We start from the raw sequence: 25,999 nt of genomic DNA on the forward strand, positions 1-25,999 counted from the left end.
TCTCGCCTCACCTTACGAAAAGATCTCTGCCAGGCGACCCTGACCTGTGGATGCCCGCCTGATGTTGATCAGGGTACCTCGCCGGATGAATATTCCACCATTCATTCGGCGCTCCATAACCAAGCTCTATGACGTGATGAGCTTCATAGTGCTGACCAACTCTTCTGCTGACTTCCCCGGATTTGCTGATTACTGGCTGCGAATAGGTTGGCCATACCTGGCCGGTGTTGCGCTCCCACTCTGCGATGAGGTCGCCCTTAATTCGACCGAATTGAGATCGACTCTTTGCTGCAGCCTCCTTTGATATGGGTCCGTATTGATTCGTCTGCAGCGCGTCGGCAAGGATGCTCCTCTGTTTCGCTGGAATTCGCAATCCTGTCTGCAACTCTATATCTCTTATCCACGCCCTGACCTTACGAGCCAAGGGAGTCCACCCAGAAGTTGCAGACGGTAAAGCCCTAAGCCCCGGCCCGACCACCGCTCCGGAGCTACGCAGTGCAGAGGCTTGCGCGGCGGCGCTTGCGAGCGAGATGATCGCCCCGCCTCCGCTGATGAGCCGCTCCTCGTCCGTCTTGTCGGACCACTGCTTCCAGGCCAGCGCGCCAGTGGTCAGCGGGTTGGTGGTCAACAGAACACCGATCCCTTCTAGGGTCTTGCGTCGCTCTTCTCCGTTCGTGAAGAACCTCAACGAGTCGACGCCACCCGATACAACGTTGCCCGTAAGGCTGTTGATTGCGTACAACGTCAAAGCAAACCCAGCTTCGATCCCAGAGCTTGAGTTACCTGTCGATTCCCGTGAGCTCTCCCGGAGAGAGTTCATACCGTTCTTGATGGCCACCAGTGCGGTGTCCTGCACATGCATATTAAATTCAATGATGCTGGTGAGCGGTCGGAAGTAGCCAGAGATCGCCTCTCGTGCAACGCCGCCAATTTTGGATGCAATCGTGGGCTCGATCGGCTCAGACAATACGCGGCTGGGGACCGGGCTGGGGCTTTGGATGTATGTCGCATGGTGACTTGGGACGTCGCCGCCCCCATCAAATGCGCTTACATCAATCTCGTTTCCGCGCCCGCGATCCTGTGCGGCCGCTGCATGGCTGGCGAATGCCCATCTCAGCTCTGCAATCTGCTGCATGTTGAGGCCCTGCGCCATCCACTCCGCGTCGGACACGCCCACTTGAACTGCGGGAAGGTTGGTAATGTCGTCGGTTGAACGCATCGTACCGACGTACGCCATCGCGCACGTCGTTGCCGGTGGCGTCGGAGCGAGTGTGCAGGAGGCGCCCCTGCGCGTCATAGCTGAGCCGGGTGACGGCGCCTTTGGGCGACACCTCGGTGACCAGCTGGCCCAGCGCGTCGTAGCTACGCAGCGTGGTCCGTGCGCTGCCGGCCTTTGCCGCTGCCAGCAGGGAGGAGAAGCCGCCCTGGAGGGCATTGCCCCCCAGCTTCAGCGCGTAGGCAACCACGGCGCGCTGGTTGCGCGCATGGTCGTACACGTACTCGGTCAGATACCCTTCGGCGTCCAGCTCGCCGACCAGGGCGTTGCGGCCATCGTAGAAACTCCGGCTGGTCGCATCCGCCTCGCTGGATAGCGGCCGCAAGGTGGCCAGGTCACCGGTGGCTCGGTCCTGCTCGCGGGTGGCGTTCGCATAGCGAATGACCAACACGCGCCGTCCACCCGCGTCGTAGGTGTACTCGGTGAGATAGCCGGCCGCATCCAGCACGCCTACCTCGCGGCCGCTGGCATCGTACAGATGCCGCACGCTGCGCGCGGTGTCCGCGTTACCGGCCGCATCCGTGCTTCGTACCTGCAGCAGTCGGCCAGCGCCGTCGTAAGCCCAGGTGGTGATGCCACCTTCCGCGTCCGCTTCCTGCAGCTTGCGCCCTGCGGCGTCATAGGTTGCCGTCGTGGTCCGGTCGCCCGCCGTAGCCGCCGGCCGGATTGCGGACAGCAGGGTCGGCACCACCACGCCGCCGCTCATCCACGCCGTACTCGTGACCCGTTCTGCGTAGGCCACGGTGCTGACTACCCGGCCCAGGCCGTCGCGGATGAACTCCACCACGGCACCGGTGGCGTCCACCTGCGCATTCAACCGCCCTGCAGCGTCGCAGAGGTAGTACGTACGGCCACCGTTGGCGTCTTCGCTGGCGCTGAGCTGACCGCTGGCGTTGTAGTACTGGCGGGTCTGCCGGCTGCCGCCACTGCTGCCGTCCACGACCGACTCGGTAACCGCTACCAGCTGGCCTGCGGCGTTGCGCAGCTCAGTGCGGATCAGATCATTGGCCGTGCCATCCCCGGCAACACCGGCCTCAATGGCGGTGCGCACCGTGCTGCCGGAGTCCTGGTACAGCCATGTGGTGCTACGCAGAGTCTGCGTCGCCTGCGGTACGCCGGCGAAGATGGCGCGTTCCTGCACCAGCTCGGACAACAGGCGGCCAAGCCCGTCGTACGCGTATACCGTGGACTGGCGAATGCTGTTGCCAGCAACCTCGCGCCCCTCCGGGTAGCGGATGACCGCCTTTTCCCGCAGCAGGCCCTGAGCGTCGTACACGTACTCCGTGGTTTCCGGGTCCGGGCTCACGCCATCGAAGCTGCGGGTCTGGCTCAACCGCCCGCGCAGGTCATAGCTGTAGTCGACCCAGCCGCTGCTGGCCTGCTGCGTGCCATCGGCCCATGCCTGCAGTGCCGCCAGCGAGTGCGTACCGGCGTACGTTGCACCGAGATAGCGGCGCTCGCTGGCCAGCTGGCCGATGCCGGTTCCGCTTGCATGGTAGCTGCGCTCGGCCACCTCCCCGGCCGCGTCGATGATGAAGCGGACCCGGTCCTGCGCGTCGTACACGAAGGTGCTTGTGGCCCCGCCTTGCGCCGTCGCGGCGGCACCGGCGCCGTCGGCATCCAGGCCGCTGTACACGGTTTCCGACGCCAGCTGGTTGCTGGCGGTGTAGGTGCGCTGTACGGCGGTAGCCAACGCGGAGGTCCCAGGCTCCAGGGCGGTCCACTGCCAGGTCAGGTTGCCGTTGGCGTCGTACTGGTTGTCCACCTGGGTGAGCAGCTGGCTGCCGCGCCGGGTCTGGACCTGGGTGACATTGCCGTCCGCGTCGTAGCTGTACGCGCTGACGGTGCGCTGCCCGTCCGTTGCCGGGGAGTGGATCTCGGTGAGCTGGCCCGCCGCGTCATGGAAGTAGGACCAGGTTCGGCCGCCATCGTCGGTGATGTCGGTCTGGCCGCTGGCGAGGTTGTAGCTGTAGGTCAGCGTGGCATGGGCGCCCTGCGCGTCGCCGGTGACCACGGTGGCAACGCGGCCGGCGGCGTCGTAGGTGTAGCCTACGGCACTCCCATCGCCCTGCCGCACCTGGCTGATCTTCAGGCTGGTGGCGTCGGCGTAGGTGTAGACGGTGCGGTACAGGCGGCCATCGTTGGCTGCCGCATTGGCGCTGTCCCACACATCACTGTCGCCGTCGCCATCCTGCGGGGTCAGGTCGACCAGTACGCCGCTGAGGCGGCCGACACCGTCGTAACCGTAGCTGACCTGGCCGATCACCACGCCGTTTTCGCGGGTGGACAGGGTGGCGAGACGACCGGCCGTGTCGTAGCTGAAGACCAGGGCATCCGGGGTGGCCCCGGCGCTGGTGTCCTACTCACTAGGATACAGCCCTGACCATACAGTGAACCGAAACAGCGGTGCCCCACACCCGATAGGGGCGCATGCGCTCTCATCTCACAGGCCAGATGCACATACTCGCCCAGATCCCTCAAGCGCATTCAGCCATCCCCGCCCCCTCGTCAACTTCACTAAGGCAGACAACAAACTCGATAAACAGAGGTAGAAGGAACTTATCCCGGCATCATGAAATCTTGAAAGCCAAGTAGAACGATCACGATTGAGTGCCTCTTCAAAAGGGCGATTGTATCTGGACGAAAGCACGCACTTCCGCTCTCCAGTGAACTAATGCTCCTTGAGTCGTGAATTCTCACAGCACTAAAGTTTCTGGAGATGCACGCCCGCAATCCGCCACATCCTTCCTTATCGAGTCAACCTGCATCCCAAATGCCCATTTCCGCCCCGACAAGCACAACAGAGATCCGCTCTCCCAGAACTGGTTGCTGTAATCGGCACTCTTCACATTTAGCGTGATTGGTCGACCGCTTTCATCGAGAGCCTTCAAGCGACGCATTCCAGCCCTAGAGCCCCCTCCCCAACCTTCAACACTGGTAAGCCGGTAGACTCCCGTTGCTGGCCTGGTCGCAGCCACACCAGTGAACACTGCCACTGGCGCAAAGCTTGTTAAGGCTAATGCGCCACAGATGAAGATCGCTCCGACACCTGAGCCAACCACCTGCGTCAATCCTCTAGCCCCTCCTCCCGCGGCATCGTAATGTGTTCGAGCTGCCGAAGCCCCCGTTGAAGGAACGCGTTTCAAATAGAGAAAGTAAAAACAAGTGCCGTAAAGAACTATAAATATGATGGCTGACCGCCAGGTCGCGGACGAATCAAGTTCCAAATACGGAAGTCTCCGCCCAGCTGTGACCAGCGCCAGCCACGCCCCCACGAAAGCCAACGTGGTCCAGACTACGATGCTTTTGCCTAATTTACGGATTCCGACTCGCATTCATTGCCTTCACTTTGTCAAGATCGACACCAGTGAGACCTGTTTTAGCGAAATCACTGATCTTGCTTTCAGACAACCAATCTCCCCCATAGCCTCCCAGCGCGATGCCTACCGGAATGCTCAACCCCCGGTGAAAGGAGCAAGGGAGGTTCCGGCCAAACCGCCGATCCATGCTCCGCCAGCTGCCAGCTTGACCATGCGCATCTGCATGGAGGCCTTCAGCTCACTGCAGGCACGCGCGTTTACGATCTTTCGATGTATCCCGGGCCCTGCACCATCGGCCGCCTCATCCAGCATCTCCGAAGGTGCCGCCTCGCCGGAGGCGTGGAAGTATGCCCGGACAAGGCGCGCTCAACACTATGCACCCCCGAGAGCATGCGGGACGAATTGGCGGCCACCGAGGCCCCACCACCTACAAACATGCTCGCCACAGCAAAGGAGAACGATCCAGCCTCCTCAAGTGGACAATTGATCTCGAAAGTTCAATGGACGATGAACTTGGCCCTGCAATCGTCGATCTAAATGAAAACCCTGTCCAACACACAAGTCTCTTCTGGCAGAAACAAATGCGTGACGACCTCAGGCGCTTCAGCGCACATCTAGGCAAACCACGGGAGCATGCCGTCCTGAGCCCATAATATATAAGTACCATCTACTCGGCGCGAATAATCGGGATATCCAAACTTGTACACAACAAGGTATCCTCCGAAACCCGATCAAGACCGTCACCGGACAAGAATACTTCTCCAGTCACTCCTCTCCACAGGGCTTCCACACTTTCCCGCATGGAGTACATTCCATCCACCCTAAGCGACACTTCAGCAACCATTGCTGGCTCCAACGAAGCCGTACCAAGACGTCTCTCTTCCGCCGTGCTGGGCAATTCGTATCTGACTCGAAAAACATCTCCAACACGAAGCTCCGGACCGGAGACCACGAATCCCGTGTAAGCAAGGCGGCCCGACCGCTTAGTAACAGCGCCAACAAAATAAACTGAGGCGGGTTTCATACTCATTCTCCAGTGCCTTCGCTACGCACGCGGCGCATGTATTCATTGATCTGATCTGGCGTCATTCGGGGCGCCTCTCGAATCCAATCCCACCGCTGATGTCCGGGGAACGATCTGGGCAATGGGGGCATTCCCATATCGCTCAGAATGGCTCTTGACCTGTCCACCGACACGCTCATTGATGCTCGATTTGCAAAGCCCATTGAACCGCCTTCCACTGCAACTTCGCGCTCAATCCTGGCGGCGACGGGGTTTCCCCTGCCGAACGAACCCAACTCCGTACGGCTACCGAAGTACACCACTCCGCTTCCGTTCTGCGTCCGCGCCTCAAGAGCGAATACTGTAGCAATGTACGGGTCCACTGTCGCGGATGCTTTGGTCGACTGCGCAGCTGGATTTCCCTGGAAGTTCGCCGTGGATGTACCCCGGAAAAGGTAGATGTCGCCGTTGACAGACACGCTCTTGGTGATCTCGGCCCGCGTCATGCCGATATCCCTTAGTGCCCTAAGCTCAGAGTACGTGAACTTACGAGGACCAGCCGGGGCCTGAATGCGCGGCCCCGCAACTGGGGACACTGAGGAAGGCCCCCCAACAGTTCGTCCAATGCTCGCCGGCGTCGCGTCGAGTAACGTCGTTCTTGACCCCCGCGCACCACGACCGCGGATGCCTATGGGAGCCATAGCCATCGCAATCTCACCGGCAGCCTCGCCCACGCCGGCAGCCCTGTTCTGAGCATATTCGTCAGCACCTGCTGCCATAGCTGCTGTGGCGTAGACGGCTGCAACAGGACTGTGCTGCATTGCCTCTATTCGCCGCCAGTTGGCGGCTTGCAGCTCCCTGCCCTGGACATCATCGTATCTCATTTGGGGCATAGGGCCGTAGGTCGCCAGCGACTCCATTCCGGCCTCCATTCCCTTTATCGCAGCGTCAAGACCGGACACTCGGCCAATTGGTCCGTAAGGTGCATCGACTGAGTCTCCACGCAGGTACTGATCCGCACCCACTGGCTCCATGTTCATCGCGGCATAGATGGCTACGTCAAGAGGATCCGGAAGCACATTGATCCTGCCAGATTCCCAGACGTCATCAGAGAAGCCAGCGTGGTCCTCAGCCAAGAAGAAGTCCGCTCCTCCCCCAGACAGCGGCGAGGTGTATCCAGCATTGCGCCACGTTGCCTCGAATACTACGGAATCCGCCAATTCCCCTGGTCCGAAACTCTCTCCATTGGATGCAACGGCGTAAGCAAATCTCCCGGTCGGCCTGCCTACCCAATCTGCTCCCGCCGTGGAATCGCCGAACAGCCAATCAGGCCGATAGTCAGGGTCGAGTGCGCGCCCAATCTCCGGTGCAGCTCCTTCCACGCGCGCACGGATCGGTGATCCACTCCCTCGCGCCACGCTGGCAACGAAGCTCTCTCCCAATGCGTTGCCAAACGCATCCGCCGCAATCGCACCGTAGTTTATGTCCGCCTCCAAGCCAAACTGGCGGAAGGTATGCAGACTGACAACGCCCCCCACCATTCCCTGCAGGGTCCTGTTCGCCACAGAACCTACGGTCGTACCTGGGAACGTTGACCCCACCGTCCGGCTGATCGGAGCCGCTACCACCGCGCTGACCGCAGAGGCAGCGACAGCCCGCCAACTGAAGTGAGTGTCAGGGACACCCGCGATTTTGGCGCCTACGTACGCGCCAGCCGCACTGGCAGCTCCCGCCGCAGCGATCTCACTGATGCTGCCAGCACCACCCACGCCCGCGGTCACCATGGAGCTGACGCCGCCAGCAACTGCCTTACGTAGGCTGAAGCTATCCACGACTCCCAGCGACTTGCCTACCGCCTGACTGGCGATGCTCCCTGCCATACCTCCCACAAATGCCGCCCCAGCCACCGCTGCGCCGACCCCAAGCGCTGTGCCGGTGGCCACCACGCCACCAGTGAGTGCGGCAAAGCCGGTTGCCATGAGGGTGGTTCCTGTCGCGATGCCGAGCGACGGTGCCAGCGCAGCAATGGCCGTCAACGCCGCACCCGCCGTAAACACCGCAGCCACAACGGCCACCACCACCATCAACACCATGGCAATGCCGTTGCAATGCTCCTTCGGCGGCGGCTCGATGTACGGCAACGAAGGCGAGGTGTTACCGATGGCTTCCTGCGGGCTGAACGGCTTGAACGTGCTCGCATCGTTGGCGGTCACCTTCACTTCCGGCACCACCAGGGTGGTACCGGCGGTCAGGCCGCTGTCGTCGGTGATTGCATTGGCTTCGGCCAGCACATACCAGAGGTTGGCGTTTCCGTAGACCCGCTGGGCGATGCCACGCAGGGTCTCGCCCGCCTGCACCGTGGTGCGGCTGCTGCCGGCGGCGTTGTTGCTCTGGTAGGCGGTGAGGCGCCCGACCACGTCCACTTCACCGGTGCGCTTGCCTGAAGCCACGAGCTGGCCGCCCACATACGCGTACAGCTGGGTCTGGGTCTTCTGGGCAGCGTCCTGAGTGAACAGCCCGTTTTCGAGCGTACCCTCGCGGCGGCGCAGGATGTTGCCGGTGGCGTCGTAACTGAAATAGCGGATGCGGTCGTCCAGCGTTCCCAGGTTGCTGGCCAGCGGGGTGTTTTCGCGCACCGCCACGCGGCGGCCCCAGGCGTCGTAGGTGCTGAAGGTGCTGGAGGCGCGGAAGTTCTGGTTGCTGCTGGCGCCGGTGACGCGGGCTTCCAGGTAACTGTCACGCGCTTCGTAGGTGTAGTTGTAGCGGTGGGTGTAGCCCTTCGGGTCGTCCGCCGCCGCGCCGCTGCCTTCCTCGTGCTGGGCGTACTGGTAGGTGTAGCCGCGAAGCCGCCCAGCGACGTCGTACCCCATGCCGTAGTTGACGCTTGCCAGGTTCTGCAGAGCGCCCAGATTGGTCACCTGGAACGCGCCACCATCGGTGGGCGCACCGGCGCTCCAGCCGAGCTGACGACCCAGGATCAGCTGCTGCTGGATCCGGCCGTCAGCGTCGTAGCTGAAGGTCTCGGCATGTTTCAGCCACCCCGATACGTTCACCCCGTTGCGCACGGAGCCATTGTCGAAGTAAGTGCGCTGCTCGATCAGCCGGCCGACCGCGTCATACCGGTAACTGTCCTTCAGCACCAGGCCGGAGGTGCCGTCCAGTGGTACTGACTGGAAAACGTTCAAGCGCTGGCCGCGCTCGTCGTACTGGGTGGTTTCGGCCACCTGGACATGGCCGCTCAAGTAACGGCGGCGCACCGCATTGCCAGCTTCGTCGTAGTCCAGCGCGTAGCTCACATCGGCGTTGCCGAGCACGATCTGCCCGTCCTTCATCTTACCGTTGGCGACCGTTACGCGGTTCTGAGCGTCGTACTGATACCAGTAGTCCTTGAACGGCTCGGCCATGTTGTACGGGTTGGACGGATCCGGATCCACGTAGTCACCGACATCCCCCAGCTCGCCGCCGCGCTCGTAGTTCCAGCTGAAGTCGTCCATCCAGACGGCCTTTCCGCCACTGCGGCCGGACACGCCGCCGACCGACATGCTGACTGCCCCCTCGGGCACCCGTGCATTGATGTAGGAGGAGTGCCAGGCGCCGCCGGAGCCGCTGTCGACGCGATTGCCGAGCACGTCCGTGATGACGTTCCCATCGGCATCATAAAAGCGCAGGAATACCGCGCCCCACGCCGTCCCGGCGCTGGATGCGCCCTGCTGCACATTGCCGCGGGCGTTGACCACGCTGCCCGCGCGGACAGCGATGCGCTCGTTGTTGACGGCTTTGCTTTCTTCGTCGCGCTGAAAGCGGATCGATCCGCCAGACTCGGACGTCCACGACGTGCCCGTGCCGAAGGTCCACCCGGACGAGTTGGCCAGGTTGCCATTGGCTGGCGCCGAGCCCCAGGTGAAGTTGTCGACGTACAGCGCGTCGCCTCCCCCGGTTCGGAACGCATGCACCCCGATGGACATGAACACGGCGCCCGGCGGCACCTGCATCGACACCCTTGAATCGTAGATGTTGCCGTTGGACGCAGAGTCCACCATGTTGCCCAACGACAGCTTGATCGCATTACCGGCATAGTCGTACCACTGGATGACGACAGCAGCGCCGGCCTCGCCCTCGCTGGAGGCGCCCTGGTCGACCCGCACCGAAGCGGTAATGGTCTCGCCCGGCTTTACCTCCACCCGCTGCTTGTTCAGGAGCGTGGAGCTGCCGGTGAAGTCGAACTGGGCCCGCTGGGTGCTGCCCTGCTCGCCACCGCTGACTACGCTCCAGCCCTCGGTCATGGTCCAGCCGATATCGCCCCGCTCGAAGTCCGGGTTGGTGATGCCGCTGATGTCCAGGCCCGGCGCATTGGCGTCGAAGGAGGTCCGTGCCAGCACGCGACGACGGTTGCCCACCGCGTCATAGTCGTAGTTGAGCTCCAGCTGGGTGTGGTTGGCGACCATGTCCTTCTGGGTCACCTTGGTGATGCGGCCATGCGCGTCGTAGCTGACGCGTGTCAGCACGTGCAGCAGCTGTCCGTCCGCGTCATAGGTGTACGCCTCCTCGGAGGTACGGTTGCCGGCCGCGTCATAGGTGTACCGGAACCAGTTGTTGCCCTCGCGCAGCTCCTTCAACGCACCGGAGCGGAAGTAGCTGTAGCTGCGCTCGGGGTCGTTGAGCAGCAGCGGCTCGGGCAGGTCCAGGTTGGTCTGGTCGGCGTCCAGGCCGTACTGGGACCAGTCACGTTCGTACCAGTAATCATCGATCGGCGTGGAGTACTGCCGAGCCTGCTCGGTCCACTGGCTGTTCTCGCGCAGCAGCTGCCCGGTTTCGCTGTCGTACTCGTAATCGTAGTCGGCGCCGCTCAGGTCGTTATGGTCGGTCAGGCGACCGAAGTAGTCGTATACCCAGGTGAGCTCGTCGAGGTTCATGACCTCGCCTTCGTCGTCGCGCTCGTAATCGATGACAGTACGCCGTCCACTTTCGGTCCGGCCTTGGACCTCCATGTTCAGGGAGCTGGAACGTCCGTTGGTGCCGGTCGCGGTGATCTGGACTTCATAGCGCTGAACACTTGACAGCGTGCCGGACAGGGTGCCGGTCGCAGGGTCGAAGCTCAGACCCGAGGTGTCCCCCGGCGAGCCGATGGTTACCCACTCGTCGTAGGTTATCTCCTGCCGCCGTTCGTAGTCGTACTCGCTGATTTTCACCAGGACGGACGCGCTGTACGAGATGCCTTGGCCCTGGGTGTCGACGAAGGTGCCCGCCGCCATCTGGTATCTGAAGGGCTGGCCGGCGGTGACCCTCTGGTTGAAGAGGCCCATCGCCGGAGCCGGGGCGCCTGCGTAATAGTTGGCGTACGCGGTCGCATTGACCACATGCAGGACAGAGCTGGCCGTGGCAGTCCTGCCACTGGCACTGGTGGCGGTGAAGGTGATGCGATATTCGCCGTTCTGGGTACCGGCGCCGGTCAAGGTCCGGGTCTGCGGGTCGTAGCTGAAGCCATCGGCCATACGGAACGCCCGCGCCGCCGAATCCCAGTATTCCACTCGCACCGAGACCGCGGGTATCTCACCTTCGGCGGTGGTGAACGCCGCAGCTGGCACGCTGAAACTCACCGTCTGCCCAATCGCCGCAAACTGCGTATCGACCACTCCTCCATTGAACACCGGCACGCCGTCGGCCGCCAGGCTTGGGTCGGACAGCGCATTGGTCTCGCGGATCTTGTTGCCCTGCAGGTCGTAGCCGTACGACATGGCCACGCCCGCCGCCGTCAGGCTTCGGATCACCAGGCCACGGCTGTCGTAGTCATAGGTGTTGACGTAGCCCAACGCGTCGGTGACGCGCAGGCGGTTGCCGTTCTGATCGAGCGCATAGCGCTCACGCACGGCCTTGGCACGGGTCTGGCCATCGCTATCGCGCAGGAAGTCGCCCTGCGCGACGACGCGGCCGGCGTGGTCATAGTCGAGGAAGGTCAGGTAGCCGAGCGGATTCTGGGTGTAGCGCTTCTGCCCGAAGGCATCATAGGCGAAGTGTGTCCGGTCGCCGGTGGCGGTTTCGGTGTAGCGCTGGCGGCCACTGGCGTCATACGCCGAGCGTTGCCAGTTGCCATTGGCGTCGCGGGTACCCACCAGCCGGCCGAGGGCGTCATAGTCCCACAGGGTCTCGGGAGCAATGTTGCTCACCGAGCCATCGCTGTTGAGGACGCGTACCGTGGGCTTGACCTCGCGCACCACCTGGTTCTGCTGGTTGTACTCATAGAACGTGGTACCGCCACGCTGATCGAGCATCGAAAGCACGTTGCCCCAGGCATCGTAAGTACGCTCGACGGTGCTGACATCACCGGGCTGATCGGTGTTGCCGGGAAGTATCTGCTTGACCAGATTCCCCCGCAGGTCATATTCCATGGTCGTTTCGACGGTGACCAGGTTGCCGTTCGAGTCGCGGACGACGTGCGACTCCTTGATGGCTCGGCCAGCGCGGTCGTATTCGTAGTTCCGCTTCACGCCGCCTTCGGCGTTGCTGGAGATCATGTTGCCCTGTTCGTCGTACTGGTACTGCACCGCAAACTCGGAGGTGTACACCCCCATGTCGAGATTGCTGTCCTTGGCGATGATCTCGCCAAAAGCGTTGTAGCGGACCTGCGAGGCGGTGTCGACCACGACTTGCAGTACGGCACCGCCCTCGCCCTGGTGCAGCTCGCGGGACACCTTGTTGATGATCTGGCGCCCGACCTTGTCGTAGACCGCTTCATTGACCGCCAGCGACCAACGCCCGGAGTTGCCGTCCAGCCGCGAGCGGGTAGCCAGCAGATGGTCGGCTGCGTCATACGTGCGGGCATGCAGCGTGCCCGCAGCGTCGCGCTCCAGCACGCTCCGGCCCTGCCAGTCGTAGAGGGTGCTGATGACCTGGTCGCGCGCGGACGCCACCCCCCCCTGCCCGGTCTCGGCGCCATCGGCGTAGCGACGCACCTGCACCACGTTGCCGAAGGCGTCGTAGGCCATGGTGCTGTACGGCGAGGCGCGGCGGTACAGCGATTCGGACTGCAGGTTGACCCCGGTGGAGCCGAGCTGGATGTCCGAATTGCCGTTGATGACATCGCGCTCGCTTTCGCGCACGGCGGTGACCCGGCCCATCGCATCGTAGTAGGTGCGGGTCTGCTCGCCCTGGACCGTCACGGCGGTGGCGCGGCCCGAGGCGTCGTACTCGGCCAGGCTCTCAACGAATGCGCCATCGTCCGGATTGCCCTGGCTGCGCCGCTCGGAAATCTTGCGGCCGAGGGCGTCGTAGGTCCATTCGGTAACGCGGTTGTGGCCTGCGAACAGTGGGTCGAACGTGGGCTCTGCCGAAGAGCGCGACCAACCTCCATTGTTTCCGCCCCCCTCATAATCCGGTGGCGCGCCATCGCCAGCTACGGCGTACTGGATCTCACGGATCAGTTCGCCATTGACGTTGTACTCCCAGGCGGTAACGAAGCCGCCGGCATCGATCTTGTGGGTCTGGCGGCCGGTATTGTCATAGTAGTAGCGGGTCTGGGCTTCCCCGTCCTGGGAGCTGGGATAGCCTTCATCAAGCTCCCAACCTTCGGCGTCTGTCGTCAGCCGCTCGGACACCACCTCGCCAAAGATGTTGTACTGGTAATCCGTGGTCCGGCCGTACGCCTGGATGAAGCTGTCGCCATTCCAGGGAGATACCCGGTTGTAGACCTGCACTACCTGTTGCTTGCGTCCGGCCAGATCATAGCGGGTCAGCAGCAGGCGGTCCTGGTTGTAGGACACCTGGACCAGTGCCGACACATCGCTGGTGCTGGGTGCGGTGTTGCCGGGGATCGACACCGGCGCGGCGTAGCGCAACAGGCGGGTCTGCTGGCCGTACAGGTTGTACCCGTACTCCGTCACGTAGCCTTCCGCGTCGATGTCATACACAACCCGACCGGCTGAATCGTAGGTCTTGAAGCTGTAGTAGCCCAGCACATCCTTCTGGGCCACGGCCTGGCCCAGCGCGTTGTAGGTAACTTCAACGGTGGGACGCACGCCCGTGGCCTGCACCTGCCCGTCTGCCCCCATCACACCAGCATCCGGGAAGCGGATCAGCACCTGCAACCCACGGTTGTCGTAGACGTACTCGGTGGCACGGGCCGTGGCGGTGCCCAGATCCTCGATCCGCCGGGTCACGTTGCCGAACGCGTCGTACTCCGTCAAGGTGACAACGGACCGCGCAACGTTGGACAGGTTTCCAGCCGCGTCTGCGCGCGACACGATCACCTGCGGGCTGGTTTCGGAGGTACGGTTGCCAACGGCGTCGTACTGATAGGTCCAGACGGCCTGGTTCTTGTCCGTGTACGAGATCAGCTGGCCGATACCGTCATAGGCATAGCGCTCCACCGCCTGAAGCGCGTCGTAGCGGGTAACAACGTTGCCTGCCTGGTCATACTCCTGCCGGGTGACACGGACGGTGCTGATGCCAGCGACCTGAGCTGCGATGTCCTCAACACTCGACCACTGCTGAACGTCAACGCGCTCCCCGAATTGGCGGGTCTCAATGACCCGGCCCTGCGCGTCGTAGATGGATTCCTGCGCCAGCCCGTCAGGGCCGACGCGGAACTGCTCGCGCCCGGCCGTGTCGCGGAAGTACTGTGTGGTGCGCTGCGGCCTGCTGAACAGGTTCCCCTCACCGTTGTAGGTGAGGAATTCCATCACCGCCTGCATGCTCCAGAGGCTGTCATCCCCACGGCGAGCTGCCATTCGCGACGGCCAGTAAATCTGGGGCGACTCCGCGTATGCCGTTTCGCTCGTGACCCGCCCGGCGGCGTCATACCCGATGCGCTCAATGAGAATCGAGTTGGCACCTTGGGTCCAGTACTCCTGCGCATCGCTGCGGACGTAGGTCAGCTTGAAAACGAGCCGGCCGCCGTCGTCATACAGGTACTCGGTGCGCCCGTCGCCGGCGTTGAGGTAGTCGAAATAGTAGAGCTGTTCTGCCGAGTCGCCGCGGGTTCCACCCGCTGCCATGCCGGCATGGTAGTCCCACGGCAGCGGCTGTGCGGAACGCTGCTCCAGTATGACCCTGCCCGAGCTGTCGTAACTGGTTTCGGTGTAGTAGCCCGCACCATCAAGATGGCCGATCACCCGCCCTGCAGAGTCATACAGATAGGAATCGAGCCGGTCGGCCCCATCATCGGCGGTGATCGACTGCACGATCTGATCGGCAGAGAGGGTTCCTGCGGCCAGCTGTTGGCGAGCGGCGCCTGTCAGCGGGAAGGCGGCCGCGTACGACCGCACCTGTGTGGCATTACCGGCCACATCGAAGGTGCGTACCGTTGTCGCCCCTGAGCCGTCGACCACTACCCTCTGCCGGCCATCCTGGTCGTACACGAAGTAACTCTGGCGATCGCGCGCATCGTCGGCCACCAGCAGGGCACGGATCTGTGCCTCGGTCGCTGCCTGCGGCAGTACCCCCGGCGCAACCAGGTTTGCATAGGACCGGGTCGCGGTACGCTGCCCGGCTGCATCGTAGCGCTGCTCGGAAACGCTGCCGCGTGCGTCAACGGTGAACGTCAGCCGGCCGGCCTCGTCATACACGAAGCGGGTTACATGGTTGGCCGCGTCCACGCTGGCCACGACGTTGTCGTTGGCGTCGTAGAGATACTGCGTGGTCAGGTTCAGTGATCCGGACGCGACCACTTGGCTCGTGCGACGGCCCAAGCCGTCGTAGGCATAGTCGGTTACCCGCGCCACGGCGGTGCCAGCGGCCTCGGTGACTGTCAGCTGACGACCAAGGCCATCCCAGGTGTACTGGGTCTTGAGGGCAAAGCCATCCGGGTCCAGGGTGGACTCCGTCAGGCGGCCATCGAGGTCGTATACCAGCGCGGTTTTGACCCCGGTCGCATCGGTGACAAGCACCTGACGGCTCTGACCATCGTACTGATAGGTCGTGCCGGGGCGGCGGTCGAGCCAGAACACTTCCTTGTCACCCCAGCCGTCGCCATCGGTGTCTTCCCACTCCTGTACCCACACGGCTTCGGACGTTTCCAACACCCGCCCCCGCGCGTCGTACCGGTATGCGGTGACGTAGCCACCGTCATCCTTTGCCATCAGCAGGCCGCGACTGTCGTACTCGTAGCCGACACCCCCGTCATGGATATCCGGGCCATCGCCCTGCCCCTGCCAGACCAGGCGCCCTTCCTCGTCATACTCAAAGGTGGTGCCGGTTCCATCCGTTCGCCGGATCTCCACCTGCTGCCCATGCACGTTGTACGTCGTCACCACCACCAGCCCTTCCGGGGTGGTCATGGTCATCGTGCGGTTTTCGTTGTCGTGCACGAAGGTGGTCACGCGGCCCAGCGCATCCACCTGGCTGACCACGCGGCCCCAGGCGTCGTACGCAAGTTCAGCGCGTTCCTGTCGGCCGGATACGGTCTGCTGCACCGCCACCTGGCGGCCCATGCGGTCGAAGCTGTACAGCGTGGTGGTTCCCCGGCCGTCGGTGGTCTGGGTGGCACGCCCGAACGCGTCGTACTGTGCCGTGGTGATCCGCGCCAGCCCCTGTGCGTCTTCGGTCAGCGAGAGGCGCTGGCCACGCTGGTCGTAGGCGCTTTCGGTCACGCGCCAGCTGTTGGCGCTGATCTGGTCGTCCTGCCGAACCAGGTTGCCGAAGGCGTTGTAGGCCATCAACGAGCGGTAGCCCTCGGCGCTGGTGCGCTCTGTGACAAGACCACGGCGGTCGTACTTGAACTGCTGGCGGCTGTCGTAGGTGGCAATGTACTGCAGCACCTGGATGGCCGCTGCGGCCTGGTCGCGGCCGAAGGGCGGGCTGAGCAGCACCCGACCGGTGTAACGGATGGTGTCGCGTGCCTGGCCGAAGGCGTCGTAACGAATCTCCTCGACCTCACCTTCGGCGTTGCTCAGGCCCTCGCTTTCCGAGTACATGCCATACACGGTGTGGGTGAGGCGGCCCACCGCATCATGGAAGTACCAGGTGCGGTTGCCTTCGGCATCAACGCTCTCGCTGCGGCGGCCCAGCGCGTCGTAGCTGTGGCGGATGCCGTAGCTGGCATACAGCGCCTGCAGATCGCTGTCGCTCATGTCGTCGCTGTAGAGCGCCGATCCTTCGCCGTTGAGCTCGGCCACCAGGTTGCCGAAGGCGTCGTAGCGTACGACGGCATGTCGGGCCTCGGTCGTGTCCACGGCCGACACCGTATGCACCAGCCGGCCCTGGCTGTCATAGCTGAACGTGGTGACCAGTCCTTCCGAGGTAGCCTCCACGCTGAGCTGGCCCAGCGCGTTGTAGCTGCGCACGGTGCTCCGCGTCTGTCCACCGGCCTGCACCAGCTGGCGCAGCGCGGAGAAGCTGGTCGCCGGGTCGGCGGCGTCCAGCTTGAGGCTGTAGGACACCACGCCGCGCTGGTTGCGGGCCTGGTCGTACACGTATTCGGTGAAGTAGCCCTCCGCATCCAGCTGGCCGATCAGGTTGCCGCGGCCGTCATGGAAACTGCGGGTGACCGCATCGCTGTCGGTAGTCTGCGGGCGCAGGTCATCCAGCGTCCCGGCGGAGCGGTCGCCAATGGCCGTGGCTGTAGCGTACGCAATGGAGCGCACCAGCCGCCCGCCTGCGTCGTACTGGAACTCGATCAGGTAGCCGGCCGCATCCAGGCGGCCGCTCTCACGGCCGGCCGCGTCGTAGAAGTAGCGCAGCACCCGCGCTGTGGCGGCGGTGCCTGCCGCATCGGTGGCGCGCGCCTCAAGCAGGCGGCCGGCACCATCGTAGGTGTAGCGCGTGATGCCGCCTTCACCATCGATCTCGACCAGCTTGCGGCCCAGTGCGTCGTACTGCACCTGGGAAGAACGGTCCTCGGCCGTGGCCGCCGGCAGCACGCTGTCCAGGGCCGCCGGAACCACCACACCCTCCACCAACCAACCATAGGTCGGTACCTGGGTGGCGTAGGTGGTGGTGGTGATGACGCGGCCGAGCGCGTCGCGCACGAACGCCGTCACGGTGCCGGTGGCATCCACCTGCCCGGCCAGCTGGCCTTCGGCGTCGTAGAAGAAGTACGTACGGCCGCCATTGGCGTCTTGGCTGGCGCGCAGTTGGCCGGTGCTGTCGTAGAAGTGCTGCGTAGTGCGCGCCGGAGCGCTGCCATCCAGCACAGATTCGGTCACGGCAATGAGCTGGCCGGCGGCATTGCGAACCTCGGTGCGCAGCAGATCGTTGCCGGTGCCGTCGCCGGCCACTCCACCTTCGATGCTGGTGCGCAGGGTGCTGCCCGAATCCTGGTAGGACCAGGTCGTGGTCCGCAGCGTTGCCTCTTCGACCAGTACGCCGCCGGTCCGGCGGCGTTGCTGCACCGTTTCGGCCAGCAGCCGGCCCAGACCGTCGTAGGTGTAGCTGGTCTGTTCGGTCAGCGTGGTGCCGCTCTCTTCGCGACCGGCCGGGTAGCGGACGATGATCTTTTCGCGCAGCAGGCCCTGGGCGTCGTACACGTAGTCCACGGTTTCGGTGCCATCGCTCTGCACACCGGCACCGGTGGCATCGACCTGGTCGAAACCACGGGTCTGGTTGAGGCGGCCGCGCAGGTCGTAACCGTATTCGGTGAGACCGCTCTGTGCGCGTCGCTCCGCCGTGGCCCACGCTTCCAGGTCGCTGGTGGTGAAAGCGCCGCTGTAGGTGTCGGCCAGGTAGCGGCGCACCGACGCCACCTGGCCGATACCGGTACCTGCGGTGGCGTAGGTGGTTTCGGTGACTTCGCCAGCGGCACTGATGCTGAAACGAACCCGGCCCTGCGCATCGCGCAGGAAATGGGTGGTGGCGCCGCCCTGCGGGCCCGAGGCGCTGCCGGCACCGTCGGCATCCAGTCCGGTGAACACGGTTTCCGAGGCCAGCTGGTTGTTGGCCGTGTAGGTACGCTGCACCGCCATGGCGCTGGCGTTGTGGGCCGGATCGACCAGGTTCCACTGCCACAGCAGGTTGCCGTTGGCATCGTACTGGCAGTCGCTCTGGCTGAGCACCACGCCACCGCGCTGGGTGCGCGCCTGGACCAGGTTGCCGTCAGCGTCGTAGCTGTACTGGCTGGTGTCACGCTGGCCGTCCACGGCCGGTGCCTGCACGTCGGTCAGGCGGCCGGCAGTATCGTAGCCGTACGACCAGGTGCGGCCGCTGGAGTCGCTGACATCAGTACGGCGGTTGGCCGTGTCGTAGCTGTAGGTGAGGGTCTGGCCAACGCCGTCGGCGTCGTTGGCATTGTCGTCGCCCTGGGTGACCGAAATGATCCGGCCTTCGGCGTCATAGCCGTAGCTGACCAGCGTGCCATCGCCCTGCCGGACCTGGCTGATGCGCAGGCTGGTGGCATCGGCGTAGGAATAGACGGTGCGGTAGAGGTAGCCGTCGTTGGCCGCGGCGTCGGTCGCGTTCCAGGTCTCCAGGTCGGCGGCACCGTCGCGCGGGGTCAAATCCACCAGGACCGAGGACAGCCGGCCGATGCTGTCGTAGCCATAGGCCACCTGGCCGAGCACTACGCCGTTCTCGCGGGTGGACAGCGCGGCCAGGCGGCCCGCCGTGTCGTAACTGAAGACCAGCGCATCCGGGGTAGCGCCCGCGCCGGTGTCCTTGCTGCGGATCTGGGTGATGCGGCCGGCACCGTCGTACAGCACGTCCCAGCTGGTGGGTGAAGTGGCATCGCCGAGCAGATCGCGGATGCGGGTCAACCGCCCCTTGAGCGTGGCGTTGGCATGGTCGGCGTAGGTTTCCTCGCGGCGCGAGCTGCCTTCGACATAGGTCCAGGTCTTGGTACCGGCTGCGTAGGTCAGCGTATCGTGCGCGCCGTCACCGTCGGTGGACAGGTAGGTGTTGCCACCGGTATGGGTGAAGTCCTGGTAGCCGCCATCGCCGGTGTGCAGGCGCATCACGCTGCCGACGGCACCGGCGGTTCCAGAGAGCAGCTCAACGCGGCGCTCGAATCCGGTGATCCAGCCGTCGCTCCCGACCTGGCTGGACAACCCCTGGCTGTTGTAGGTGCGGAACTGGCCCAGGGTCATGCCGCGGAACAGCAGCTGTTCGTCCTGACTGTGCAGGATCAGGTTGCCGTTGCTGATGTTGACGTACTGGCGGTCGCCTCCCTGCACCCCCAGCCGCGCACCGCTCCCCAACCCCAGGCCTGCCTGGAGCGAAGAATTGAACAGACCCAGACCATTCCCTGCAATAACTGCGGCCATTACGCGCCCCTTGAGTGGAGAAAGGCCGCACCTTCCTGCAGCTCCTTTCCCTCTATCCCGAGGGGCGCGAAAAAGTTTAGGCCCGCTTAGATCGCTGCGTGCGCAACCTGCTGCAGGCCGGGATGGGTCTCAGGCCGCCACAGCAGCGGGCCCGCATCGAACGACGACGCCGAGGACACCGCCATTGCTGCCACCAGCGACTGCAGCTCCACGCCACCTGCAGCGTCGGCAGCCGGCAGTGCGCCGATGATGCTGTAGGCATCCCATACGGTGCCATCGGCGAACCACACCTCGTCGATGGCGGTCGGCCAATCGCCTTCGATCTCGGGCAGGAAGTCGACCAGGGTCAGGCTGTCGTCGGTACCGGTGAGGCTCAGGACCACGTCACGGCCTTCGCGGCTGAGGCCGATCTGGTCGGAGGTGATGCCTTCGCCGAGCTGGACCACGTCCCAATAGATGCCGTCCGGGTCCTGGCTGATCACGCGGTCCTGGCCGAAGCCGGCCGAAAACACGAACATGTCGTTTCCATCGCCGCCATTGAGCACGTCATTGCCGGCGCCGCCGTCCAGCACGTCGTCGCCGTCACCGCCTTCCAGCACATCCGCGCCGCCACGTCCGTAGACGAGGTCATTGCCACCCAGCCCCTGGATCTGGTCGGCCTGCGCGGTGCCGTATTGGTACTGGTCGGCATCATTGCCCAGCATCTGCTGGGCATACAGGTCGGCGACGGTCCAGGTGGTGCCGTCGTCGAACCGCACTTCCTGGATGGCGCCGGGGTCGGTAAAGAAGCGTTCCAGGGTGATCCGGTCGCCATTGACGTGCTGCAGGGTCAGGTCGGCTACGTTGCTTACCAGGCCAATATGATTGGCCGCGACGCCCGCGCCGAACGAGATCACATCCACGTCGGTCGCGCCTGCAGCCGGTCCGCTGGCAACCACGACGTCCTGCCCCCAACCCAGCTGAAAGTGGTAGGTGTCGCTGCCACTGCCGCCATCCAGGCGATCATTGCCGGCGCCACCGTCCAGAATGTCATCGCCGCCGTAGCCGAACACCTGGTCATTGCCGCCGCCGGCATCGATCGTGTCAGCGCCGGTGCGGCCGTGGATGTACTGGGCTGCGCTGGTGCCGAGCTGCTGGCCGAGGATCAGGTCGTCCACGGACCATGTCGTTCCGTCGGTGAACCGGACCTCGTCAACTCCCCGGTCACCACCTTCCGCAATCTGGGAGAAGAAGCCCCCAGGGTGATCCGGTCACCGCTGGCGCCATGGGTCATGGTCAGGTCAAAGGCCGTGCTGCCTACCACGATGTCAGTGGCAAGGATGCCTTCGGCGAAATGAATTCGGTCCAGCCCTGCGCCATCCACGAGCGGATTCGCGTTGCGGATCGTGTCCTTGCCCCAGCCACTTTCGAAATAGTAGGTGTCGTTGCCCTCGCCACCGACCAGTACATCATCGCCCGCGCCGCCCACCAGCACGTCGTCGCCAAGGTCACCATCGAGCTCATCGTCACCGTCTCCGCCCATCAGGAGATCGTTGCCGTCATTCCCATACAGCCGGTCGTTTCCTTCGCCGCCATCCAGGCTGTCGTTGCCCTCTTCGCCGTCAGATAATCATTACCTGTCCCGCCGGACAGGATGTCGTCCCCCCCCCCGCGACCCTAGAGGGAGTCGTCGCCACCACCACCATCGATGATGTCTACGCCGTCAGTACCGGTCAGGCTCTGATTCGCGTCGGTCGGCCGGTTGGACTGCCGCTTGATCTCGAGCTGATCCCAGTAGGTTCCATCCGCGAACCGGATACCATCAATTGCGTAGGAACCACCGAAGAAATGGTTGTCCACGGAGATCCGATCATCAGGATGCCCATCGATGGTGATCAGCAGGTGTCCGCCAGAATTATCTACGCGCACGCTCTGCACCGACACATCTGACGTGAACTCGATCACGTCCATGTCCGTGCTGCCACTGCTGGTATTAACGATTCTGTCGGTACCAAACCCTGCACTGAAGCGGTAGGTATCCGAGCCCTGCCCTCCTTCAAGGTTGTCCTTGCCGGCCCCGCCGTCAAGCACGTCGTCGCCAGTGCCCCCGTAAGGGATGTCATTTCCACTTCCCCCCCAGCAGCAGATCGTTACCGTCCTCGCCGTACAGGTAGTCCCACCCTTCGCCGCCATCGAGGAAGTCGTCGCCGCCGCCGCCGAACAGGCTGTCCTCTCCGGCGCGGCCTTCGATATGGTCAGCGCCGGCTCCGCCCATCAGAAGATCCGGGCCTCCTGTACCAATGATATTTGGATCGGACATCGTGAGCTCCTCGAGAAGAATGGGGCGGAGGAACTGCGACCTGCGCGACAGCTCCACTTCCTAGCCCATCCCGGAAAGCGGAAAAGGGTTTAGGCCTTGACCGGCCGAATACGCCCATCCGATGCATGCCCCGCTGCTATAGTTCCCCCATCGTGACGGGCACCCCGCCCGTCCTTGGAACTCAGGGAGCGGGTCATGGGTCTCATCCAGGCAGTCAAAGGTGCGGTAGGCGGTGTTCTGGCCGACCAGTGGAAGGACTTCTACACCGTGCCGGCGGGCCTGCCGGCCACCGCGGCGCTGTTCGCGGCGGTACCCCAGAGCACCAATGCCGGGCGCGGGTCCAATACCAGCAGCTCGTCCAACATCATCACCAACGGCTCGAAGATCGTCGTGCCGGAAGGTTACGGCCTGCTGCTGTTCCAGGATGGCGGCATCACCGGCTTCGTGGCCGAACCGGGTGGCTACGAATGGCGCTCGGATGACCTCAATTCGCAGTCGATCTTTGCCGGCGACGGCATCGTCACCCCGCTGATCAAGCAGAGCTGGGAGCGCTTCAAGTTCGGCGGCCAGCCGGGCGGCCAGCAGGCGGCGTTCTTCGTGTCGCTCAAGGAACTGCCTGACAACCGCTTCGGCACCCAGTCGGAAATCTACTGGGACGACGGCTTCCTCAACACCCAGGTCGGTGCGGTCACGCGTGGCTCGTACACGTTGAAGATCGTCGACCCGATCCTGTTCGTGAAGAATTTCGTGCCGGCCAGCTACCTGCAGCCGGGCAAGGTGTTCGACTTCACCGACCTGGACAACGCGGCGGCCAGCCAGCTGTTCAACGAAGTGGTGGGCTCGCTGGCCCCGGCGTTCAGCCTGTACACCAACGATCCCGGCAAGGGCAACCGCATCACCAAGCTGCAGCAGGATTCGCTGGGCTTTGCCCAGAGCCTGTCGGCGGCGGTTGAACAGGGCTACCAGTGGAAGTCCGACCGTGGCCTGGCCATCGTCAAGACCGCCATTGTCTCCATCGAATACGACGCCAACACCCGCGAGCTGCTCAAGACGGTGCAGCGCGCCGATGCGCTGTCCGGTGGCCGCGGCAATTCCAACCTGCAGGCCAGCGTGGCCCAGGGCATCCAGTCGGCCGGTGAGAATGGCGGCGCGGCCGGCCTGGTCGGGGTCGGCATGGCGACCGGCATGTTCGGTGCGGCCGGCCTGCAGCAGCCGGTCACCCCGGCAGCACCGGCGGCCGACGATCCGGTGGCCAAGCTCCAGAAGGCCAAGGAGATGCTGGACCTCGGCCTGATCACCCAGGACGACTACAACGCACTCAAGGCCAAGGCACTGGGTCTGTAAGGCGGACGAACGAAATTATGTCCGACCCGAAGACTCCGCCCCCGCTACCCGGGGGTCCACCGCCGTTGCCGGCGGGCGTGACCGGCCCCGGCTCGCCGCGCGATGTACCGCCCCTGCCGGGCAGCTTCCCGCTTGACCCGGCCACCCTGCCCGATCCGATCCGCGCCGAGATCGAGGCGCCGGATCCGGTCGCGCTCGATACCAGTGCCGAAGAGCTCAAGGACGGCCTGAACCGCTGCCCCAAGTGCGGCTCCACCGATGTGCGCCTGAAGCTGGGTACCGATGTGCTGGTCTGCCAGTTCTGCCGGAACGAATGGCATGGCGCGCTGGTCGAGCAGGAGTTCGGCCTGGGCGAAGGCCTGGACCAGCTGCGCGGCACCATCATCGCGTCGGGCGCACGCGACATCGAGGCCGGCACCGCCAGCCTGATGAGCTTCAAATGCACCGGCTGCGGCGCCGAAGTGACCATCAACACCGAAACCACCATGACCGCACGCTGCCACTGGTGCCGCCATGTGTTCGGCGTCAACGAACAGGTGTCCAACGGCGCGGTGCCCGATGCGGTGCTGCCGTTCCGCATCACGAAAGACGACGCGGTGGCGCGCATCCGCCAGTTCGTGGACAAGCGCCGGCTGTTCGCGCTGAAGGCCTTCAAGGACCAGTTCACGCCCGAGAACGTGGTGGGTGTGTACATGCCCTACATGATCGTGGACAGCAATGTCAGCGCGAGCGTATCCGGCAAGGGCGAAATCCTGACCCGCCAGTACACCCGCGGCGAAGGCGACAAGAAAAAGACCTATTACGACGCCGATGTATACCAGGTGGACCGCGCGGTGGACTTTACCGTGGATGACCTGCCGCTGGAATCGTCGGCCGAACGCGGCAACCTGGATACCAGGGCCAACACCAACAACATCATCAATACGATCCTGCCGTTCGATACCAAGAACGCGCTGAAGTGGAACGCATCGTACCTGCTGGGCTTCTCGTCCGAGAAGCGCAACCTGGACGTGGAAAAGATGAAGCCGCGGCTGGAAGACCAGCTGCTGTCCATCGCCCGCGCGCAGGTGGAAGGTTCGGTGCGCCGCTACGACCGCGGCGTGCGCTGGGAGCAGGAACGCGTGGACCTGCACGGCTCGCGCTGGGTATCCATGTACCTGCCGGTATGGCTGTATTCGTACCACCAGCCTGGCCGCAACGGCGGCATGCTGCATTACATCGCGGTCAACGGCCGTACCGGTGAAACCATGGGCAGCGTGCCGGTACAGCAGTGGAAGCTGCTGCTGGCCGCGCTCACCACCGGCACCATCGTTGAAGCCATCACCCTCTGGTTCCTGGTAGCAGCCTCATGAGCGATGACAGTGGACTCTGGTTGCTGCTGGCGGGTCCCGCCAGCGCGACCGCCTTGTACTGGGGCCTGTACCGGTACTACCGCAACACCGACAAGTCGCATGCGTTCGAGCGTGAGACCACGGTGGAGGCCAAGCCGGTGACCGGCTCGGACCGGCAGGTCGACACCATCACGGGCACGCAGGAAACGCGGATCCGGGGCGACAACGTGCGCGATTACCGCAAGCGGGTCGTGCGCAACAGCGGGTGAGGTAGAATGCCGCCACTTTCTACCCTTCAGATTATGGATAGCCATGAAGAAGCTTGCCTTGCTTGCCCTGCTGCTCACCTCGCTGAGCCTTCTCACTGCCTGCGCCCGCGGCGGCGACAAGGCCACTGAGTCGAACGACCCGAAGGTCGGTGACCTGTATGCCGCGGTGCTTTCGGAGTTTGCCGAATTCCAGCAGCCAGGCGAAAAGGCCTACGGGCTGCTGAAGGTCATCAAGGTCGAGCCGGACACCGTCACCGTGGTGACCGACAGCAGCGCCTGGGATGACGAAATGTCGGCCAAGCGCGAGCTGCGTGGCGATCTCAAGGAGGTCGTGTGGGATATGGACGACGAGATCGTGGTGGCCCGCTCGGAGCTGGCGGAGATGCACCGCAAGGAGATCATCTTCGCCGTACGCCATGGCGAAGGAAATCAGTGATCGCCACTTGCATCGCGTCAGCCGCTTGAACCCTGGTCACGTGTGACAGGCGACGTCGATACACTGCGCCGTCGCCATTTGACGTGAAGAATCGTCAGTGCCTGGATCGTCATGGCGGAGCGTGTTCCTCCCGTGCGCCCGGTTGCCGCGCAGGTGGGCGCTTCCAGGGCCAGAAGCCCTCGACCTCCAGCACGACTGACCAGCTCAGGAAGGTGCGGATGATGACCAGCAGGCCCAACGACAATATCGCGTTCAGCGTGCTGTCCAGCGCCACGGTGCGGACAATGTCGGCGGCGACCAGGATCTCCAGGCCCAGCAACAGAGCGCGGCCCAGCCGACGCCGGTAGCGTTCGTAGCTGTCGGCATGGTCCTTGTGCTGGACCACCAGCGCCACGACGTAGACGGCGGTGGACACCAGGATCGTGGCAACAATGAGCGCGATGGCCAGCAACTCGATACCCAATGCCGACCATTCGACCCAGTGGATGGCGGAGGCTTGACTGGGCATGGCACGCGGGCTCCCGGAGCACTGCGA

General features: G+C 63.9%; 12 protein-coding genes. 4 read left to right on the forward strand and 8 right to left on the reverse strand.

Features of this window, described 5'->3' with window-relative positions:
- Positions 1-7 precede the first annotated feature (7 nt).
- The 7 genes from ACTJI4_RS09430 to ACTJI4_RS09460 form a co-directional block, all read right to left on the reverse strand.
- Positions 8-1,135: a hypothetical protein gene (locus ACTJI4_RS09430; RefSeq protein WP_440869171.1), complete on the reverse strand. Its 1,128-nt coding sequence runs from the start codon at positions 1,133-1,135 to the stop codon at positions 8-10.
- On the reverse strand, positions 1,053-3,545 hold the full coding sequence (locus ACTJI4_RS09435; RefSeq protein WP_440869172.1) for a hypothetical protein: 2,493 nt from the start codon (positions 3,543-3,545) through the stop codon (positions 1,053-1,055). The genes ACTJI4_RS09430 and ACTJI4_RS09435 overlap by 83 nt, the downstream gene beginning before the upstream one ends.
- Positions 3,546-5,622: 2,077 nt before the next feature.
- On the reverse strand, positions 5,623-19,785 hold the full coding sequence (locus ACTJI4_RS09440; RefSeq protein ID WP_440869173.1) for a putative Ig domain-containing protein: 14,163 nt from the start codon (positions 19,783-19,785) through the stop codon (positions 5,623-5,625).
- 86 nt (positions 19,786-19,871) lie between these two features.
- Positions 19,872-20,942 carry a calcium-binding protein gene (locus tag ACTJI4_RS09445; RefSeq protein WP_440869174.1) on the reverse strand — a complete coding sequence of 357 codons (1,071 nt, stop codon included), beginning with the start codon at positions 20,940-20,942 and terminating at the stop codon, positions 19,872-19,874.
- Entirely contained in the window at positions 20,930-21,307 is a 378-nt protein-coding gene (locus tag ACTJI4_RS09450) for a hypothetical protein (RefSeq protein ID WP_440869175.1), read from the reverse strand. Before ACTJI4_RS09450 ends, ACTJI4_RS09445 begins: the two co-directional genes overlap by 13 nt.
- Before the next feature lie 134 nt (positions 21,308-21,441).
- Positions 21,442-21,855 carry a calcium-binding protein gene (locus ACTJI4_RS09455; RefSeq protein WP_440869176.1) on the reverse strand — a complete coding sequence of 138 codons (414 nt, stop codon included), beginning with the start codon at positions 21,853-21,855 and terminating at the stop codon, positions 21,442-21,444.
- Positions 21,856-21,883: 28 nt separating this feature from the next.
- Positions 21,884-22,084: a hypothetical protein gene (locus ACTJI4_RS09460; protein WP_440869177.1), complete on the reverse strand. Its 201-nt coding sequence runs from the start codon at positions 22,082-22,084 to the stop codon at positions 21,884-21,886.
- 195 nt (positions 22,085-22,279) lie between these two features.
- On the opposite strand from ACTJI4_RS09460, the gene ACTJI4_RS09465 reads away from it, so the two are divergent.
- From ACTJI4_RS09465 to ACTJI4_RS09480, 4 genes are read left to right on the forward strand one after another with little or no spacing between them, the layout of a single operon-like run.
- Positions 22,280-23,428 (forward strand): SPFH domain-containing protein, encoded by a 1,149-nt coding sequence (locus ACTJI4_RS09465; RefSeq protein ID WP_440869178.1) that lies wholly within the window; start codon positions 22,280-22,282, stop codon positions 23,426-23,428.
- Between the two features lie 17 nt (positions 23,429-23,445).
- The gene (locus tag ACTJI4_RS09470; protein ID WP_440869179.1) at positions 23,446-24,780 is read left to right on the forward strand and encodes a TFIIB-type zinc ribbon-containing protein; all 1,335 of its coding nucleotides are present in this window, start codon (positions 23,446-23,448) and stop codon (positions 24,778-24,780) included.
- On the forward strand, positions 24,777-25,028 hold the full coding sequence (locus tag ACTJI4_RS09475) for a hypothetical protein (RefSeq protein WP_440869180.1): 252 nt from the start codon (positions 24,777-24,779) through the stop codon (positions 25,026-25,028). The genes ACTJI4_RS09470 and ACTJI4_RS09475 overlap by 4 nt, the downstream gene beginning before the upstream one ends.
- A gap of 43 nt (positions 25,029-25,071) precedes the next feature.
- Entirely contained in the window at positions 25,072-25,464 is a 393-nt protein-coding gene (locus tag ACTJI4_RS09480) for a hypothetical protein (protein WP_440869181.1), read from the forward strand.
- Positions 25,465-25,573: 109 nt separating this feature from the next.
- Here the strand turns inward: ACTJI4_RS09480 and ACTJI4_RS09485 are convergent, their stop codons facing one another.
- Positions 25,574-25,972, reverse strand: coding sequence for a DUF1622 domain-containing protein (locus tag ACTJI4_RS09485; RefSeq protein WP_392923929.1), 399 nt, complete (start codon positions 25,970-25,972; stop codon positions 25,574-25,576).
- Between the last annotated feature and the right edge of the window lie 27 nt (positions 25,973-25,999).

The organism is Stenotrophomonas sp. 22385, from assembly GCF_052045085.1.
Lineage (GTDB): Bacteria > Pseudomonadota > Gammaproteobacteria > Xanthomonadales > Xanthomonadaceae > Stenotrophomonas.

Coding starts and splice junctions, on each gene's coding strand:
- ACTJI4_RS09465 (WP_440869178.1), top strand. CDS start 22,280: ATGGGTCTCATCCAGGCAGTCAAAGGTGCGGTAGGCGGTGTTCTGGCC.
- ACTJI4_RS09430 (WP_440869171.1), bottom strand. CDS start 1,135: ATGCAGCAGATTGCAGAGCTGAGATGGGCATTCGCCAGCCATGCAGCG.
- ACTJI4_RS09485 (WP_392923929.1), bottom strand. CDS start 25,972: ATGCCCAGTCAAGCCTCCGCCATCCACTGGGTCGAATGGTCGGCATTG.
- ACTJI4_RS09450 (WP_440869175.1), bottom strand. CDS start 21,307: ATGGGCGGAGACGGTGACGATGAGCTCGATGGTGACCTTGGCGACGAC.
- ACTJI4_RS09470 (WP_440869179.1), top strand. CDS start 23,446: ATGTCCGACCCGAAGACTCCGCCCCCGCTACCCGGGGGTCCACCGCCG.
- ACTJI4_RS09480 (WP_440869181.1), top strand. CDS start 25,072: ATGAAGAAGCTTGCCTTGCTTGCCCTGCTGCTCACCTCGCTGAGCCTT.
- ACTJI4_RS09460 (WP_440869177.1), bottom strand. CDS start 22,084: ATGTCCGATCCAAATATCATTGGTACAGGAGGCCCGGATCTTCTGATG.
- ACTJI4_RS09440 (WP_440869173.1), bottom strand. CDS start 19,785: ATGGCCGCAGTTATTGCAGGGAATGGTCTGGGTCTGTTCAATTCTTCG.
- ACTJI4_RS09475 (WP_440869180.1), top strand. CDS start 24,777: ATGAGCGATGACAGTGGACTCTGGTTGCTGCTGGCGGGTCCCGCCAGC.